Here is a 17,076-nt window from a genome sequence, read left to right as displayed (position 1 = left end):
ACGTTCCCCGGGACCCGTCCGGACTCGTGCCGAAGGGTTCCGGGAGCCGTCGCGGGCCATGGGAAGACTCACTCAAACACGCCGAGTTTAGGGACTGCCGACACGCGGCGGCGACCGGCACCCGAAAGTGAGCTTGCCCACAGAACGCGGTCGTGATCTCCCGCTCTCCCCGAAAACCCTTGTCACGGGGAGGGCCCGGCTGTTTCTCCGGTCAGCGTAGCCCTGCGAGGTGACGAAGGTCTCTGTCCGCCATGACCGCGCGGCAGCGGTTTTCTTTGTGGAGTCCCCACTAAACAGGCCGGACTTCTTTGCTCCCCGCACGGCCCTTGCCGATGCCTTTACCCATGAGTAACGTACGGCGGGACCCTGACGTACTGGCGGTAACAGCGGAAGCGGGTGGGGTGTCGTGGCACGCACTGTCGTGGCCTGGGTGACCGGGCTCCTGCTCCTGGCCGAGACGCTCGGGGTGATCCTGCTGTGCCTGACGCTGGGCACGGTCGTGGACAACCAGACGATGTCGCTCGCGGGGACCGACCCCGGCCTCGTCGTCGACGCGACCTACGTCCTGGCCGTGGTCGCCGGGCTCTTCCTCGCCCTGTGCGCCACCGTCGCCCTGCTGTGCGCCCTGCGCCGCCGCGCCCCCGGACGCACCGGGCGCGTCCTGCTGATCGTCGCCGCCGTCCTGCACGGGGTGCTCGCCGCGCTCACGTTCGCGCTCACCGGCCCGGCCGTGTCCGTCTTCCTGCTCGTCGTCCTCGGCCTGCTCGTGTGGCTGCTGCTCGCGGAGAACCGGGCCGCCGGAGGACAGACCGGTGGCGACTCCGGGCCCGCGTCCGACGCGGACGGGGACCCCGCCCCGGCCGGCCCGCCCGGGATCAGTCCGTCCACAGCTCCGTGATGCCCGTGCCCACCTCGGCCAGCAGCCGGCGCAGCGTGGGCAGCGACAGGCCGATCACGTTGCCGTGATCCCCCTCGATGGACTCGACGAACGGCGCCGAACGCCCGTCCAGCGTGAACGCCCCCGCCACGTACAGCGGTTCACCGCTCGCGACGTACGCGGCGATCTCCGCGTCCGAGGGCTCACCGAAGCGGACCGTGGTCGAGCAGGTGACCGAGGCGCGGGCCCCGCTCGCCGTGTCGATCACGCAGTGGCCGGTGCGCAGCGCGCCGGAGCGGCCCCGCATGTCCTGCCAGCGGGCCCTCGCCTCCGCCGCGTCCGCCGGCTTGCCGAGCGCCGCGCCGCCGAGGTCGAGCACCGAGTCGCAGCCCACCACGAGCGCCCCCGCCGCCTCGGGCCGCGCGGCGACCGCGCCGGCCTTCGCCTCGGCGAGCAGCAGGGCCAGCTCACCCGGGGTGGGCGCGGACAGCGCGTCCTCGTCGACCCCGCTCACGATCACCTCGGGAGCGAGACCGGCCTGCCGCAGCAGACCGAGACGGGCGGGGGACTGGGAGGCGAGCACGAGCCGCCGACGGACGGCGGAGCCGGAGGCCGCGCGCACGTCGGCCGGTTCGCTGGGAGGGGTCATGGCCCGATCGTAGGCCGCCGGGCACGGCGCCCCGGAAGCGGTGCCGACGCGAGCGGCCCACCGCGTTCAGAGCAGGCCCAGCCCGATCACGCCCATCGCGAGGACCATCGCGAGGGCCACGACGAAGCCCGCCCGGCGCACCATCCGCTCTGCGGCGCGCAACTCCTCGGGCGGCTCGTCACGCGGATCGGACCACAACATGCCTCCGATGCTGCGTCCGGCCCCGCGCGGCGCGCCTGAGTACGCGTACTCAACCGCGCCGCGCGAGGCCCGCGAGGCGCCCCCGGCTCAGCGCGGCCATGCCGAACGGACCCAGGCCGAAGGGCCCGGCGCGGGCAGCCGGTGCGCCGCCACCCGCGCCGGGTCCGACCAGGCGTCCGGCCCGGACGGCGCGCCGGAGCCCTCCCCGGCGCCCACGGCCGCCGCGCGCGCCCGTACGACGGCGAGCGCCGCCGCCAGCTCCTCGGGACTGGGATTGCCCCGCACCACCTTGATCACCGCTGCTCCTTTTTCGGGGGCTCGGTTCGCCTCCGGGCGCCTCAGTGGGTGTCGAGAGAGCCGACGTGCTCGGCCCTCCTTCGTCGGGCCCGCGCGCGACGGCCCTCTCGACACCCACGCGCCCTTCGGCTCACTCGCCTTGGGTGTGCCGGACGTTCCGGGTGTTCCGGACGCCTACAGGGGGATGTTGCCGTGCTTCTTCGGAGGGAGCGTTTCCCGCTTCGTGCGCAGTTGACGCAGGCCCCGCACGATGTGCGCCCTGGTGTCCGAGGGGAGCACCACCGCGTCGACGTAGCCGCGTTCTGCCGCCGAGTACGGGTTGAGCAGCGCCTCCTCGTACTCCCGCACCAGCCGGGCGCGCAGCTCCTCGCGCTCCTCCTCCGGGGCCTCGGCCAGCGCCCTGCGGTGCAGGATGCTCACCGCGCCCTGCGCGCCCATCACCGCGATCTGCGCGGTCGGCCAGGCCAGGTTGAGGTCGGCGCCCAGGTGCTTGGAGCCCATCACGTCGTAGGCCCCGCCGAAGGCCTTGCGGGTGATGACGGTGATCAGCGGGACCGTCGCCTCGGCGTACGCGTAGATCAGCTTCGCGCCGCGCCGGATGATGCCGGTGTGCTCCTGGTCGACGCCCGGGAGGAAACCGGGGACGTCCACGAAGGTCAGCACCGGGATGTTGAAGGCGTCGCAGGTGCGCACGAACCGCGCGCCCTTCTCGCTCGCGTCGATGTCCAGGCAGCCCGCGAACCGCATCGGCTGGTTCGCGACCACCCCCACCGGGCGGCCCTCGACCCGGCCGAAGCCCGTCACGAGGTTCGGCGCGAACAGCTCCTGCGTCTCGAAGAACTCGCCCTCGTCCAGGACGTGCTCGATGACGGTACGCATCTCGTACGGCTGGTTCGCGCTGTCCGGTACGAGGGTGTCCAGCTCGCGGTCCTCGTCGCTCACCGCGAGATCGGCCTCCTCGGGGAAGGCGGGCGGCTCGCTCAGGTTGTTCGACGGCAGGTACGACAGCAGCGACTTGACGTAGTCGACGGCGTCCTTCTCGTCGGCCGCCATGTGGTGGGCCACGCCCGAGGTCGCGTTGTGGGTACGGGCCCCGCCCAGGTCCTCGAAGCCGACGTCCTCGCCCGTCACCGTCCTGATCACGTCCGGCCCCGTGATGAACATGTGCGAGGTCTTGTCGACCATGACCGTGAAGTCGGTGATCGCCGGGGAGTACACGGCGCCGCCCGCGCACGGGCCGACCACCAGGCTGATCTGCGGAATCACCCCCGAGGCATGCGTGTTGCGGCGGAAGATCTCGCCGTACATGCCGAGCGCGCTCACGCCCTCCTGGATGCGCGCGCCACCCGAGTCGTTGATCCCGACGACCGGACAGCCGTTCTTCAGCGCGAAGTCCATGACCTTCGCGATCTTCTGCCCGAAGACCTCGCCCAGCGCCCCGCCGAACACCGTGAAGTCCTGCGAGAACACCGCGACGGGGCGGCCGTCCACCGTCCCGTAGCCAGTCACCACGCCGTCGCCGTACGGACGGGTCTCCGCCAGCCCGAAGCTGGTCGAGCGGTGCCGCGCGAACTCGTCCAGCTCCACGAACGAGTCCTCGTCCAGCAGCAGGTCGATGCGCTCACGCGCCGTCAGCTTGCCCTTCTGGTGCTGGCGTTCGACCGAACGGGCCGAGCCGGGGGTCCGGGCCTCCGCGATCCGGCGCCGCAGATCCTCGATCTTGCCGGCGGTGGTGGTGGCGTCGGTCACGGGGCTGGTCTCCGACGCGGGGGCGGTTTCCGGCTCGGACATCGTGCGGCTCCCTGAGTGCGGTGCGCCTGGCGGCGGGCTGACGTTCTCTTCGGCTGCTTGGCTGCTTGGCTGCTTGGCTGCTTGGCTGCTTGGCTTCTTGGGTCTTGCTACGGACTGCTACCGGGTCTTCGCTACTGGCCCGTAGGTTATCGGCGGCCGGGCGGAGTCGGCGGTGCGGCGTTCGCCACACTCGGCGCGGCGGCCGGCCCCGGACCGTACGCGGGGCTCCCCGGCATCCGTGTTTGGGTAGGGGGATGAACTCCTTCTCCGATCTGGGGCGTCCGCCGCTCAACGAGCGCTCCCTGCGGCGCGGGCTGCTGCGCGAGGGCGGGCTGTGGACCTCGCTCGACGTGGTCGCCGCCACCGGGTCCACCAACTCCGACCTCGTGGCCCGCGCCGCCGGACTGCCCGAGGGCGCGGTGCTCGTCGCCGAGCAGCAGTCGCAGGCCCGGGGGCGCCTCGACCGGCGCTGGACGGCACCGGCCCGCTCCGGGCTGTTCTTCTCCGTACTGCTGCGACCGGAGGTCCCCGCCCACCGCATGGGCTGGCTGCCGCTGCTCACCGGGGTCGCCGTCGCCGCCGCCCTGTCCCGCACGGCCGGAGTCGACACCGCCCTCAAGTGGCCCAACGACCTGCTGCTGACCATCGACGGGCAGGAACGCAAGGCCGCCGGCATCCTCGCCGAGGGCGCCGGGGACGGGGCCGTCGTCGTCGGCGTCGGTGTCAACGTCTCGCTGCGCGCGGAGGAACTGCCCACCCCGGCCGCCGGTTCGCTCGCCCTCGCCGGAGCCCTCACCACCGACCGCGACCCGCTCCTGCGCTCCGTCCTGCGCTCCGTCGAGCAGTGGTACACGGACTGGCGCGCGGCCGACGGCGACCCCGCCGCCTCCCGGCTCCAGGAGGCGTACACGGCCGCCTGCTCGACGCTCGGCCGCGAGGTGCGCGCCGAACTGCCCGGCGACCGCTTCCTGCTCGGCGAGGCCGTGGCCGTCGACGGGGACGGCCGCCTCGTCCTCGCCACCGAGGAGGGCGTACGCGAACCCGTGGGCGCGGGGGACATCGTCCATCTGCGCCCCACCGGGCCCCCGCCCGGGCGACCGGGCCGGTCGGGCGGCGAGTGAGCCACGGCACACCTGCCGTATCGTGGAGCGCGGTCGGGGAGACCCGCGACAGATGGGAAGGGCGCAGGCAGTGACCGTCGACGACTCGGGCTCAGGTGCGGGCACGTCCCCCGCCTCCGGCGGCGAGAGCCGTACGGAGTCCACCTCGCCCACCCCGGCCGCGGCCGAAGCCGACACCGGCGATCCCAGTCCCCGCTCCGGCCCCTCCGACGCGGCCGGGCACGGCGGCACGGGCGCCGAGGAGGACGAGGACGAAGGGGCCCCGGAGCCACCCGCGCGCTCCACGTCCCGGACCCTCGGCGAATGGACCGGCGACCGGGCGGTGGACCGCGCCGAGGCGGGCACCACGGCCCCCGGCGCGCACCGCGTCCCCGAACCCCCCGAGGACGATCCGCTCGCCCTGCGCCTCGAACAGCTCATCCTCGGCGCCGAACGCCGCTACACCCCCTTCCAGGCCGCCCGCACCGCCGGTGTCTCCATGGAGCTGGCCTCCCGGTTCTGGCGGGCCATGGGCTTCGCCGACATCGGCCAGGCCAAGGCGCTCACCGAGGCCGACGTGCTCGCCCTGCGCCGCCTCGCCGGTCTGGTCGAGGCGGGACTGCTCAGCGAGGCCATGGCCGTCCAGGTCGCGCGCTCCACCGGGCAGACCACCGCGCGGCTCGCCGAGTGGCAGATCGACTCCTTCCTCGAAGGGCTCACCGAACCCCCCGAGCCGGGAATGACCCGCACCGAGGTCACCTACCCGCTGATGGAACTGCTCCTGCCCGAGCTGGAGGAGTTCCTCGTCTACGTGTGGCGGCGCCAGCTCGCCGCCGCGACCGGCCGCGTCGTCCAGGTCACCGACGACGACGAGATGGTCGACCGGCGCCTGGCCATCGGCTTCGCCGACCTCGTCGGCTTCACCCGGCTGACCCGGCGCATGGAGGAGGAGGAGGTCGGCGAACTCGTCGAGGCCTTCGAGACGACCTCCGCCGACCTCGTCGCCGCGCGCGGCGGCCGGCTCATCAAGACCCTCGGCGACGAGGTCCTGTTCGCCGCCGACGACGCCGGGACCGCCGCCGACATCGCGCTGCGCCTCATAGAGACCCTGGCCGGCGACGAGACCATGCCCGAACTGCGCGTCGGCATCGCCTTCGGCACCGTCGCGACCCGCATGGGCGACGTCTTCGGCACGACCGTCAACCTCGCCAGCCGGCTCACCTCGATAGCGCCCAAGGACGCCATCCTCGTCGACTCCGCCTTCGCCGAGGAGCTGACCCGCACCGGTGAGGCCCCCGTGTCCGAGGCGGCCGCCGCCGAGGCCGCCGCGCAGGCCGAGAAGGAGGGCGAACAGCCGCCCGCCTACCGGTTCGCGCTCCAGCCGATGTGGCAGCGCCCGGTGCGCGGCCTCGGCGTGGTCGAACCCTGGCTGCTGACCCGGCGCGACTGAGCCGCCCCCGGCCCGCGCCCCTGGTGGCCGGGGCCGCTCTCCTGCCATGATCGACCGGTAAACGGTCGTTCACAGGTGTGCGTACGGAGGTCGGGACATGGCGGAGCGCGAGGAGCGGTACGGGGAGCACGTCGCGGTACGGCGGGACGGGCACGTGGCCGAGCTGGTCCTCGACCGGCCCCGCGCCATGAACGCCGTGTCCACCGCGATGGCCCGCTCCCTCACCGCCGCCTGCGCCGCGCTCGGCGAGGACCGCGAGGTACGGGCCGTCGTCCTGACCTCCACCGCCGAACGGGCCTTCTGCGTCGGCGCCGACCTCAAGGAACGCAACGGCCTCAGCGACGCGGAACTCCTGCGCCAGCGGCCCGTCACCCGCGCCGCCTACACGGCGGTCCTGGACCTCCCGGTACCGGTGATCGCGGCCGTGCACGGCTTCGCGCTCGGCGGCGGCTTCGAGATCGCCCTGTCCTGCGACCTGATCGTCGCCGACGCCACGGCGGTCGTGGGCCTGCCCGAGGTGTCCGTGGGCGTCATCCCGGGCGGCGGCGGCACCCAGCTGCTGCCGAGGCGGGTCGGGGCGGCCCGCGCCGCCGAACTCGTCTTCAGCGCCCGCCGGGTCCCCGCCGAGGAGGCCCGGGCGCTGGGCCTGGTCGACCAGCTCGTCGCCGAGGGCGAGGACCGCGCCGAGGCGCTCGCCCTCGGCGCCCGCATCGCCGGGAACTCCCCGGTGGGGCTGCGCGCCGCCAAACGCGCGCTGCGCCTGGGGCAGGGCCTCGACCTGCGGGCGGGCCTGGAGGTCGAGGACGCGGCCTGGCGCTCCGTGGCCTTCTCCGGCGACCGGGCCGAAGGGGTGGCCGCCTTCAACGAGAAGCGGAAACCGCAGTGGCCCGGCGAGTGAGGATGACGCTGCGTGACCCTGCGAGCCGCGTAAGTGCGACAACCTTCCTACAGTGGGGCTCATGGGAGACGACCTGCGGCTGAGGGCCGTGGTGGAACTGGCCCGGGCCATGGCCGCCGCGCGCAGCCCCGAGGACACCTGGCGCGCCGCCGCGGAAGGCGCCAGCCGGGTGCTGTCGGGGAACTTCGCCGCGCTCTCCGTGTGGGAACGGGCGCCGGGACGGCTCAAGGTCCTGGTCAACGCGGGGGAGCGGGCCCCGGACGAGGAGGAGTTCCCGCCGGACGAGACGTACCCCGTCCACGCGTTCCCCGAGATCACCGAGTTCCTGCACGAACGCTGGGTGGCCGGCGGCGAACCGCACGCCTGGGTCGAGACCGCCGAAGGCCCCCCGGGCGGGGCGGCGGCCGGGTACTGCCACCAGCGGGTGGCCGCGCTGCGCCGCCGGGGCCGGGGCTGCTGCGTCGTCGCCCCGCTCGTCCTGGCCGGCCGCGCCTGGGGCGAGCTGTACGTGGCGCGGGCGCCCGGCGAGCCCGTCTTCGACCACGCCGACGCGGAACTCGCGACCGTCCTGGCCGCAGTCGTCGCCGCCGGGCTCGCCCAGCTCGAACGCCTGGAGGAGGCGCGGCGGCTCGCCTTCACCGACCCGCTCACCGGGCTCGCCAACCGGCGCCTCGTGGACACGCGTCTGGACGAGGCCGTCGAGCGGCACCGCGAGGAGGGCGCCGTCGTGAGCCTCGTCGTGTGCGACCTCAACGGGCTCAAGCGGGTCAACGACACGTACGGGCACGCGGTGGGCGACCAGCTCCTGGAGCGCTTCGGCTGCGTCCTCTCGCGCGGCGCGGCCCGCCTGCCGGGGGCGCTGGCCGCGCGGCTGGGCGGCGACGAGTTCTGCGTCCTGAGCGTCGGGCCCACCGCCGAGGAGGTCGTCGCGGTCGCCGAGGAGCTGTGCGAACGGGCCTACGCCCTGGAGCACGGGGACGGCGTCGCCTGCGGGGTCGCCTCGACCGGCGACCTGATCGGCGAGGTGCGCTCCGCGCGCCGCCTGTTCCGCCTGGCCGACGCGGCGCAGTACGAGGCGAAGGCGGCCGGGTCGAGGTGGCCGGTGGTCGCGGGGCGCGAGGGCGACGACGACCCGGTCGTGCGGCTCGCGGACGAGGTGGCCTCGGCGGAGGTGGCGGCGGGGGAGCGCAGGCGCATCCGCGGGCGGAGGCAGTAGCGGCCGGCTCTTTTGCCCTCACGGTCCCCCGGGACGGGCTGGTGGGGACTACGCTCCCGCTGATTCATTACGTAGGGTCGTGAATATGAATATGCACACTGTCGTGCTCGGCACCTCCGGGGTCACCCCGGCCGAGGTCGTATCCGTGGCCCGTGGCACCACCCGGGTCGAACTCGGGGCCGAGGCCCTGACCGCCGTGGCCCGCGCGCGGGAGATCATCGACGCGCTGGCGGCCAAGCCGGAACCCGTCTACGGGGTTTCCACCGGGTTCGGCGCGCTCGCCACCCGGCACATCGCCCCGGACCTGCGGGCCCGGCTCCAGCGCAACATCGTGCGCTCGCACGCCGCGGGGATGGGCCCGCGCGTCGAGCGCGAGGTCGTGCGCGCGCTCATGTTCCTGCGGCTGAAGACGGTGTGCTCGGGGCACACCGGCGTACGGCCCGAGGTCGCGCAGGCCATGGCGGACCTGCTCAACGCGGGGATCACCCCCGTCGTCCACGAGTACGGCTCGCTCGGCTGCTCCGGGGACCTCGCCCCGCTCAGCCACTGCGCCCTGGCCCTCATGGGCGAGGGCGAGGCCGAGGGACCCGACGGGGTGACGCACCCGGCGGGGGAGCTGCTGGAGGCGCACGGGCTCAAGCCCGTCGAGCTGCGGGAGAAGGAGGGCCTCGCGCTCCTCAACGGGACCGACGGCATGCTCGGCATGCTGCTCATGGCCCTCGACGACCTCGCGCGGCTCTACACCTCCGCCGACGTCACGGCCGCCCTGTCGCTGGAGGCGCTGCTGGGGACCGACCGGGTGCTCGCGCCCGAACTGCACGCGATCCGGCCGCACCCGGGGCAGTCCGCGAGCGCCGCCAACATGCTCAAGGTGCTCGCCGGCTCCCAGCTCACCGGGCACCACCAGGACGACGCGCCCCGCGTGCAGGACGCCTACTCGGTGCGCTGCGCCCCGCAGGTCGCGGGCGCCGGACGGGACACCCTCGCGCACGCCCGTACGGTCGCCGAGCGGGAACTCGCCGCCGCCGTGGACAACCCCGTGGTCCTGGCGCACGGCTTCGAGGGAGGGCGCGTGGAGTCGAACGGGAACTTCCACGGCGCCCCCGTCGCCTACGTGCTCGACTTCCTCGCCATCGCCGCCGCCGACCTCGCGTCGATCGCGGAGCGCCGTACCGACCGGCTGCTCGACAAGAACCGCTCGCACGGGCTGCCGCCGTTCCTCGCCGACGACGCCGGGGTCGACTCCGGGCTCATGATCGCCCAGTACACCCAGGCCGCCCTGGTCAGCGAGATGAAGCGGCTCGCCGCCCCCGCCTCCGTCGACTCGATCCCGTCCTCCGCGATGCAGGAGGACCACGTGTCGATGGGCTGGTCGGCGGCGCGCAAGCTGCGGACGGCCGTCGACAACCTCGCGCGGGTCGTCGCCGTCGAGCTGTTCGCCGCGACCCGGGCCCAGGAGCTGCGGACGGCCGGCGGGGAGCTGAGCGCCGCCCCCGCCTCGCGCGCCGTGACCGAGGCCGCGCGGGCCGCCGGGGTCGGCGGTACGGGGCCGGACCGCTACCTGGCCCCCGACCTCGCCGCCGCCGAGGCCTTCGTGCGCGAGGGCGGCGTCGTGCGCGCCGCCGAGTCGGTCACCGGGCCGCTGGCCTGAGCCACCCCGCCCGTGCCGCGCCCCGTCCGCCGGGGCGCGGCACGGGCGCGGGGTTCACAGCGCGCGGGAGCGGCGCGCCGAGTGCAGGACGAAACCGGCGCCGATGCCGAGCGAGGCGAGCCCGCCCACCAGGTACGGGGTCGTGTCCACTCCGCCGGTGTCGGCCAGCCGGTCACTCTCCGTGGCGCCCGTGACACCCGTGGCCGTCCGCGGGTGCGTGGCCTGTGTGACGGAGGTTCCCCCGGCGGCCGGGGCGGGCGCCGAGTCGGCCACCTTCCCGGTCCGGGCCAGTTCGGTCGACGCGGGCCGCTCGCCGGCCGGGGCCGAGTGCGCGGAGGGGACGAACCAGAGGGCGCCGAGCAGGGCACCCGAGGCCGTGGCGGTCAGCAGGGACCTGCGGGCGACGGACGACACGTGGGTGATCTCCCTTGTGACGCTGGAGGGTTGGCGTGGGCTGATGGTAGTGACCGCGGGCCGTGCCGCGAAAGCCGTACGGCCCCTCCGGGGACCCCGTATCCCGGCTTGCCCCGATTTGGCAGGAACCGCACTTGTGCGGTTTGCTCTGGCCCTGTGCGGAAACGCGATCCCGAATACGGCAACCGCGCACCGGAGATCCTCGTCTCAGGAGGTGGAGTGACCTGGGGGGACCTCCGGGGCGTGGTATTCCCCACATCGCGAGATCGGGGAATCGGACGAACCGGACGGGTGCTGTAGACAGGGATGGGGGATTTCCGCGTGCCGGCCGCCCGGCCGCCGCGGAAACGGACCCTGGCGGCCCGGGCACCCCGGGAAACCAAGGGGATTCGGCGACGATGGAGAAGCGTGTGATGACGGTCAGCAAGCGGCGCAAGGGGCTTGCCGCGGCGTCCGCCGTACTGGGTGGAGTGCTGGTGCTCTCGGCCTGTGGCGGCGGTGACGACGACGGGGGTTCGGGCTCCGACGGCGGCAAGAAGTCGCAGTCGCAGGTCGACAAGGCCGCTGCGGAGAAGGCGTCCGTCGCGCGAATAAAGATCACCCCCAAGGACGGCAGCTCGGCGGCGAGCATCAACAACGCCGCCCGGGTGAGTGTCGCGCAGGGCACCCTGACCTCGGTGTCCGTGAAGTCGGCCGACGGCAAGGACGTGCCCGGCACGTTCTCCTCGGACAAGACGAGCTGGAAGCCGTCCCAGCAGCTGGAGCGGTCCACGACCTACAAGGTCGTCGCCGCCGCCAAGGACAAGGACGGAAGGGTCGCCCACGAGAACGGCTCCTTCACGACCGTCTCCCCGAAGAACAGCTTCATCGGCAACTTCACCCCCGAGGACGGCTCGACCGTCGGCGTCGGCATGCCCGTGTCGATCAACTTCGACAAGGGCATCACCGACAAGAAGGCCGTGCAGTCCGGGATCAGCGTCTCCAGCACCTCGGGACAGGAGGTCGTCGGGCACTGGTTCAACGACAAGCGCCTGGACTTCCGGCCCGAGCACTACTGGCAGGCCGGCTCGACGGTGACGCTGAAGCTCAAGCTCGACGGGGTCGAGGGCGCGGACGGGGTCTACGGCGTCCAGCAGAAGACCGTCACCTTCAAGATCGGCCGCAACCAGGTCACGACCGTCGACGCCGCCACGAAGACCATGAAGGTCACCAGGGACGGCAAGACGGTCAAGACCATCCCGATCTCGGCCGGCTCCCCGGACAACAAGACGTACGAGGGCCAGATGGTGATCTCCGAGAAGTTCAAGGAGACCCGGATGGACGGCGCGTCCGTCGGCTTCACCGATGACGACGGCAAGGGCGAGTACGACATCAAGGACGTGCCGCACGCGATGCGTCTGTCGACCTCGGGCACCTTCATCCACGGCAACTACTGGGGCAGCCCGTCGATCTTCGGCAACGTCAACACGAGCCACGGCTGCGTCGGCATCCAGGACGCCAAGGGGGCGAACAACCCGAACACCCCGGGTGCCTGGTTCTACGACAACTCCATGGTCGGTGACGTCGTGATCGTCAAGAACACCGGCGACAAGACCATCCCGCCGGACAACGGCCTCAACGGCTGGAACCTCGACTGGGCGCAGTGGAAGGCCGGTTCGGACAGCTGATCCGGCTCCACCCCGGTCGCGACGGCACAGAAGCGGCGGCCCCCTCGGAGACGAGGGGGCCGCCGCTTCTCGCACGTCCGCGGCACGTTCTCATGCTCCTCTTATGCGGTCCTTAACCGACCGTCAGGAGTCCTCCCTACCGTCAGCGCATGTTCTTCACCTACCTGCGGCGCGAACTGCGCCGCCGCAGAAAGGCGGCCCTCGTGGTCGCCTCGGGCCTCGCGCTCGGCATCGCCCTGGTCATCGTCGTCAACTCGGTGGCCGCCGGGATGAGCCAGGCGCAGGACAAGGTGCTCCAGTCCCTGTACGGGCTCGGCACCGACATGACGGTCACCAAGGCGGCCACCCCGCCCAAGGAGGGCGAGAACGGGGGCCGGCCGCGCTTCGACTTCGACGCGAAGGACAGCGGGGACGACGCCGAGCAGAGCAGCGACCGCGTCCTGGTCCAGGGCTTCCAGACCCTCGCCTCCTCCGCCGTCACCCAGGTCGGCGCCCAGCACGGCGTCGCCGAGGCCGTCGGCGGTCTCAGCCTCCAGGTCATGAAGGTCAACGGCTCCTTCCAGCGCGGCGAGTTCAAGCAGCAGCAGGGCGCCCAGGGCGGCCAGGGGCCCGGCGGCGGCCGCTCCGGCGGCTCCTCCGGACAGCCCCAGGGACGGGTGGAAGGCGGCGGCGCCCGCTTCGACGTCGACTCCTACTCGGTGTACGGCGCCGACGTCGCGCACCCCGCGCTCGGCCCGCTGACCTCCTCGAAGATCACCAAGGGGCGCGGCTTCACGGCCAAGGAGACCGACGCGGCCTCCGCGATCGTCGACAGCGCCTACGCGAAGGAGAAGAAGCTCTCGGTCGGCTCGAAACTCACCGTGCACGGCACCAGGTTCACCGTCGTCGGCATCGCGACCGCCGACAGTGGGGACGCCGCCGCCAACGTGTACGTCCCGCTGAAGAAGGCGCAGAGCCTCGCGGACGCGAAGAACAAGGTCACCACCGTCTACGTGAAGGCCACCGGCTCGCAGCAGATCGACGGCGTCAAGTCCGCGATCCAGAAGAACATCACGGGGACGACCGTCACCACCTCCGCCGACCTCGCCGACACCGTGTCCGGTTCGCTGTCCACCGCCTCCTCGCTCGCCACGAGCGTCGGCCGCTGGCTGTCCGTCGTGGTGCTCGCCGCCGCCTTCCTCGTCGCCGGACTGCTCACCGTGTCCGCCGTGGGCCGCCGGGTCCGCGAGTTCGGCACCCTCAAGGCGCTCGGCTGGCGCAGCCGCCGGGTCACCGGACAGGTCGTCGGGGAAGCCGTCGTCAACGGCCTCGTCGGCGGGGCCCTCGGCATCGGCGTCGGACTGCTCGCCGCGTACGTCGTGACCGCCGTCAGCCCCACCCTGACCGCCCAGCTCGGCGCGGGCGCCGGCTCCGGCCGGGGCGCGGGCGGCTTCGGCGGGGGCTTCGGGGGTGGCGGCGGCTTCGGCGGCGGGCCCGGCAGGCAGGCCGCGGGCAAGGCCCTCGACATCTCGCTCAGCGCCCCCGTCTCCGGGACGACCATCGCTCTCGCCGTGGGCCTCGCGGTCGCCGGGGGACTCGTCGCGGGCGCCTTCGGCGGCTGGCGCGCCTCCCGGCTGCGGCCCGCCGACGCCCTGCGCCGCGTCGAGTAGCCGCCGCCGCGCACCGTCACCTCATCCCCCTTCGCAGAAGGCAGCAAGCAGCATGTATCAGCTTCGCGGTGTCACCAAGCAGTACCGCAGGGGCCGGGAGACCGTCGACGCCCTCGCCGGGGTCGACCTGACCATCGGCGACGGCGACCGGCTCGTCATCCAGGGCCCCACCGGCGGCGGGAAGTCCACCCTCCTCCAGGTCCTCGGCGGCCTCGACCGGCCCACCTCGGGCAGCGTCGAACTCGACGGCACCGATCTCGCGCGGCTCAGCGAGGCCCGGCTCACCCAGGTCCGCAGCGACTCGATCGGCTTCGTCTTCCAGAGCTTCAACCTCATACCGACGCTCACCGCCCACGAGAACGTCGAGACCGCCCTCGTCCCCCTCGGGGTCAAGACCGCCGAACGCCGCGAACGGGCCGCCGAGGCGCTGCGCTCGGTGGGCCTCGGCGAACGCCTCGGCCACCTGCCCTCCGAACTCTCCGGCGGCCAGCAGCAGCGCGTCGCGATCGCCCGCGCCCTCGTCAAGAACCCCAAGGTGCTGCTCGCCGACGAACCCACCGGCAACCTCGACGAGTCCATGCGCGACGAGATCATGGAACTGCTCGAAGGGCTCTGGAAGGAACACGGGCTGACCTTCGTCATGGTCACCCACGACAGCGGCATCGCCCGCCGGGCCCCGCGCCTCGCGACCCTCAGGAAGGGGAGGATCACGCTGCGGGAGAAGGCGGGGGCCTGATCCGGGCCGGACGGGGGGTGCCGTTCTCCGGGCCTGACGCGTCGCGAGGGCGCCGTTCCCCAGGGCCGGACACGTAGGTGAGGCGCGCCGTTCCCCCGGCCCGGACGCGTCGCGCGGGCGCCCTCAGCGGGCCGGGTGCCCCCGCGACGCGTCCGGGCCCGCTCCCGTGTCCGCCACGCCCGTCTCCACGGCTCCGGTGCCCGCCAGGCCCGCGTCCGCCGCTCCCGTACCCTCCGCGTCCGGCCCGGGCTCCCAGCTCGACAGCAGCCGCAGCGCCTGCGCGGAGGCCGAACCCGGTTCGGCGTGGAAGACCATCAGGGACTGCTCCGGATCGTCCGGCAGCCGCAGCCTCTCCCACGACAGCGTGAGCGGGCCCACCAGCGGATGGTTCAGCGCCTTCTCGCCGAACCCCAGATCCCGCACCTCGTGCGCCGCCCACAGCTGGCGGAAGTCCTCACTGCGCACCGACAGGTCCCCGACCAGCACCGACAGCTCCGGGTCGCCCACGCACTGGCCGGCGTACACGCGCAGCGCGCTCACCGTCTCCGCCGCCTTCGCCTCCCAGTCCGCGTACAGCGTGCGCGCCGAGGGCTCCAGGAAGACGAGCCGCGCGTAGTTGCGCCGCTCCTCGGGCAGCGCGCCGAAACCGAACACGGCGCCCGCGAGCCGGTTCCAGCCCAGGATGTCCGTACGCCGGCCCATGACGTACGCCGGGACCAGCTCCATCGACTCCAGCAGCGTCCCGACGGCCGGACGCAGGAGCTGGGGCCGCAACCGGCCCTTCTTCTTCGCGTGGGAACCGGACCGGGTCAGATGCCGCAGGTGCTCCCGCTCGGCGTTCGACAGGCGCAGCGCCCGGGCGATCGCGTCCAGGACCTCGGCCGACACGTTCCGGCCGTTGCCCTGCTCCAGCCGCGTGTAGTACGCCACGGACACCCCGGCGAGCTGCGCCAGCTCCTCCCGGCGCAGACCGGGCACCCTGCGGTGCCGGCCCAGATCCGGCAGCCCCACGTCCTGCGGCTTGAGCCGCGCCCTGCGGCCGCGCAGGAACTCGCTCAGCTCCGCCTTCGGGTCCAGCGCGCCCCCGGGGCCGACGGCGGGGGAGACGGGGGCGGACGCGGACGGAAGGCTGCTCATCCTCCCAGTATGGCGAAGGCCGCGCGAACCCCCGGGGGCCTGTGCACCGCCCGGCCTCTTCCCCGGCCCGGGCCGGGAACCTGTCCCCGCTGGTAGTACGCACGCCAGTCGTACGTACAAGGGGGATCTGGGTGTCCGCAGGACGATCAGGCAAGGTGGAGGAGGAGAGAACCGGCGTGATCCGCCGTCCCCCCCCGCTTTCCGACTACCTCTGGAGCATCCCAGGCATGACCAGCCCCACCGCCGTCCCCGCCTACGCCGCCCCCGCGCCCAAGGCCCCCCTGGAGCGCACCACCATCGCGCGCCGCCCGGTCGGCGAGCACGACGTCCTCATCGACATCAAGTACGCCGGCATCTGCCACTCCGACATCCACCAGGTCCAGGAGGGCTGGGGCACCGGCATCTTCCCGATGGTCCCCGGCCACGAGATAGCCGGAGTGGTCAGCGAGGTCGGCCCCGGTGTGACGAAGTACTCCGTGGGCGACCACGTCGGCGTCGGCTGCTTCGTCGACTCCTGCCGTGAGTGCGAGTACTGCGAGCAGGGCCTGGAGCAGTACTGCGTGAACGGCTCCACCGCGACGTACAACGGCCGCGACAAGAACGGCGACCCCACCTACGGCGGCTACTCCACGCACCTCGTCGTCGACGAGAACTACGCCGTGCGCATCCCCGAGGGCCTCGGCCTCGACGAGGCGGCCCCGCTGCTGTGCGCCGGGATCACCACGTACTCCCCGCTGCGGCACTGGAACGCGGGCCCCGGCAAGAAGGTCGCGGTGATCGGCCTCGGCGGGCTCGGGCACATGGCCGTCAAGATCGCCCACGCCATGGGCGCCGAGGTCACCGTCCTCAGCCAGTCGCTGCGCAAGAAGGACGACGGGCTGCGCCTGGGCGCCGACCACTACTACGCGACCAGCGACGAGGCCACCTTCACGGACCTGCGCGCCCGGTTCGACCTGATCGTGTCCACGGTCTCCGCCCCGCTGCCGATGGACGCCTACCTGGCGCTGCTGAAGGTCGACGGGGCCTTCGTCAACGTCGGCGCCCCCGAGGAGCCGAACTCCGTCAACATGTTCTCCCTCATCGCCGGCCGCAAGACGCTGGCCGGCTCCGCCATCGGCGGGATCGCCGAGACCCAGGAGATGCTGGACTTCTGCGCGGAGCACCGGATCGGCGCGGAGATCGAACTCATCGGCGCGCAGCAGATCAACGAGGCGTACGAGCGGGTCCAGGCCAGCGACGTGCGCTACCGCTTCGTCATCGACACGGCGACGATCTGAGCGACCGGCGAGCGGCGGCCCCTCACCCGTGATGACCAGTGATTACCCGTGAGGTAATCGACCCGT

At 73.1% G+C, this 17,076-nt stretch carries 16 protein-coding genes; 10 read left to right on the top strand and 6 right to left on the bottom strand.

The genetic code is table 11. The features are described from left to right. The first annotated feature begins 406 nt into the window (after positions 1–406). Positions 407–898: a hypothetical protein gene (locus AB0J21_RS28050; RefSeq protein ID WP_363148920.1), complete on the top strand. Its 492-nt coding sequence runs from the start codon at positions 407–409 to the stop codon at positions 896–898. Here AB0J21_RS28050 and AB0J21_RS28045 read toward each other — a convergent pair. From AB0J21_RS28045 to AB0J21_RS28030, 4 genes are all read right to left on the bottom strand, one after another. Further along, positions 876–1,526 carry a Maf family protein gene (locus AB0J21_RS28045; protein ID WP_363148919.1) on the bottom strand — a complete coding sequence of 217 codons (651 nt, stop codon included), beginning with the start codon at positions 1,524–1,526 and terminating at the stop codon, positions 876–878. The genes AB0J21_RS28050 and AB0J21_RS28045 overlap by 23 nt on opposite strands. 66 nt (positions 1,527–1,592) lie before the next feature. After that, entirely contained in the window at positions 1,593–1,727 is a 135-nt protein-coding gene (locus AB0J21_RS28040; RefSeq protein ID WP_363148918.1) for a hypothetical protein, read from the bottom strand. An 87-nt stretch (positions 1,728–1,814) separates the two neighbouring features. Further along, the gene (locus AB0J21_RS28035) at positions 1,815–2,024 is read right to left on the bottom strand and encodes an acyl-CoA carboxylase epsilon subunit (RefSeq protein ID WP_363148917.1); all 210 of its coding nucleotides are present in this window, start codon (positions 2,022–2,024) and stop codon (positions 1,815–1,817) included. Positions 2,025–2,198: 174 nt separating this feature from the next. Then, entirely contained in the window at positions 2,199–3,815 is a 1,617-nt protein-coding gene (locus AB0J21_RS28030) for an acyl-CoA carboxylase subunit beta (RefSeq protein ID WP_363148916.1), read from the bottom strand. Positions 3,816–4,069: 254 nt separating this feature from the next. Between AB0J21_RS28030 and AB0J21_RS28025 the strand changes: the two genes are divergently transcribed. The 5 genes from AB0J21_RS28025 to hutH all read left to right on the top strand — a co-directional run bounded on the left by AB0J21_RS28025 (position 4,070) and on the right by hutH (position 10,130). Further along, positions 4,070–4,936: a biotin--[acetyl-CoA-carboxylase] ligase gene (locus AB0J21_RS28025; RefSeq protein ID WP_363148915.1), complete on the top strand. Its 867-nt coding sequence runs from the start codon at positions 4,070–4,072 to the stop codon at positions 4,934–4,936. Between the two features lie 70 nt (positions 4,937–5,006). Beyond that, positions 5,007–6,365, top strand: a complete 1,359-nt coding sequence (locus tag AB0J21_RS28020) for an adenylate/guanylate cyclase domain-containing protein (protein WP_363149020.1) — start codon at positions 5,007–5,009, stop codon at positions 6,363–6,365. A 97-nt stretch (positions 6,366–6,462) separates the two neighbouring features. Then, positions 6,463–7,263 carry an enoyl-CoA hydratase-related protein gene (locus AB0J21_RS28015; RefSeq protein ID WP_363148914.1) on the top strand — a complete coding sequence of 267 codons (801 nt, stop codon included), beginning with the start codon at positions 6,463–6,465 and terminating at the stop codon, positions 7,261–7,263. A 61-nt stretch (positions 7,264–7,324) separates the two neighbouring features. Further along, positions 7,325–8,479, top strand: coding sequence for a GGDEF domain-containing protein (locus AB0J21_RS28010; protein WP_363148913.1), 1,155 nt, complete (start codon positions 7,325–7,327; stop codon positions 8,477–8,479). A gap of 91 nt (positions 8,480–8,570) precedes the next feature. Further along, positions 8,571–10,130 (top strand): histidine ammonia-lyase, encoded by a 1,560-nt coding sequence (gene hutH, locus AB0J21_RS28005; RefSeq protein WP_363149019.1) that lies wholly within the window; start codon positions 8,571–8,573, stop codon positions 10,128–10,130. Positions 10,131–10,184: 54 nt separating this feature from the next. Here the strand turns inward: hutH and AB0J21_RS28000 are convergent, their stop codons facing one another. Then, positions 10,185–10,544 carry a hypothetical protein gene (locus AB0J21_RS28000; protein ID WP_363148912.1) on the bottom strand — a complete coding sequence of 120 codons (360 nt, stop codon included), beginning with the start codon at positions 10,542–10,544 and terminating at the stop codon, positions 10,185–10,187. Positions 10,545–10,957: 413 nt separating this feature from the next. Between AB0J21_RS28000 and AB0J21_RS27995 the strand changes: the two genes are divergently transcribed. The 3 genes from AB0J21_RS27995 (at position 10,958) to AB0J21_RS27985 (ending at position 14,596) form a co-directional block, all read left to right on the top strand. Further along, complete coding sequence (locus AB0J21_RS27995; protein WP_363149018.1) at positions 10,958–12,211, top strand: Ig-like domain-containing protein; 1,254 nt, start codon at positions 10,958–10,960, stop codon at positions 12,209–12,211. A 149-nt stretch (positions 12,212–12,360) separates the two neighbouring features. Next, complete coding sequence (locus tag AB0J21_RS27990) at positions 12,361–13,860, top strand: ABC transporter permease (protein ID WP_363148911.1); 1,500 nt, start codon at positions 12,361–12,363, stop codon at positions 13,858–13,860. 52 nt (positions 13,861–13,912) lie between these two features. After that, positions 13,913–14,596, top strand: a complete 684-nt coding sequence (locus AB0J21_RS27985) for an ABC transporter ATP-binding protein (RefSeq protein ID WP_363148910.1) — start codon at positions 13,913–13,915, stop codon at positions 14,594–14,596. Positions 14,597–14,719: 123 nt separating this feature from the next. Here the strand turns inward: AB0J21_RS27985 and AB0J21_RS27980 are convergent, their stop codons facing one another. After that, complete coding sequence (locus AB0J21_RS27980) at positions 14,720–15,733, bottom strand: helix-turn-helix transcriptional regulator (RefSeq protein ID WP_363148909.1); 1,014 nt, start codon at positions 15,731–15,733, stop codon at positions 14,720–14,722. A gap of 227 nt (positions 15,734–15,960) precedes the next feature. On the opposite strand from AB0J21_RS27980, the gene AB0J21_RS27975 reads away from it, so the two are divergent. Then, positions 15,961–17,010, top strand: coding sequence for an NAD(P)-dependent alcohol dehydrogenase (locus AB0J21_RS27975; protein WP_363148908.1), 1,050 nt, complete (start codon positions 15,961–15,963; stop codon positions 17,008–17,010). Positions 17,011–17,076: the final 66 nt, after the last annotated feature.

The organism is Streptomyces sp. NPDC049954, from assembly GCF_040656295.1.
Classification (GTDB): domain Bacteria; phylum Actinomycetota; class Actinomycetes; order Streptomycetales; family Streptomycetaceae; genus Streptomyces.
This window is presented reverse-complemented; position numbering and strand designations above follow the sequence as displayed.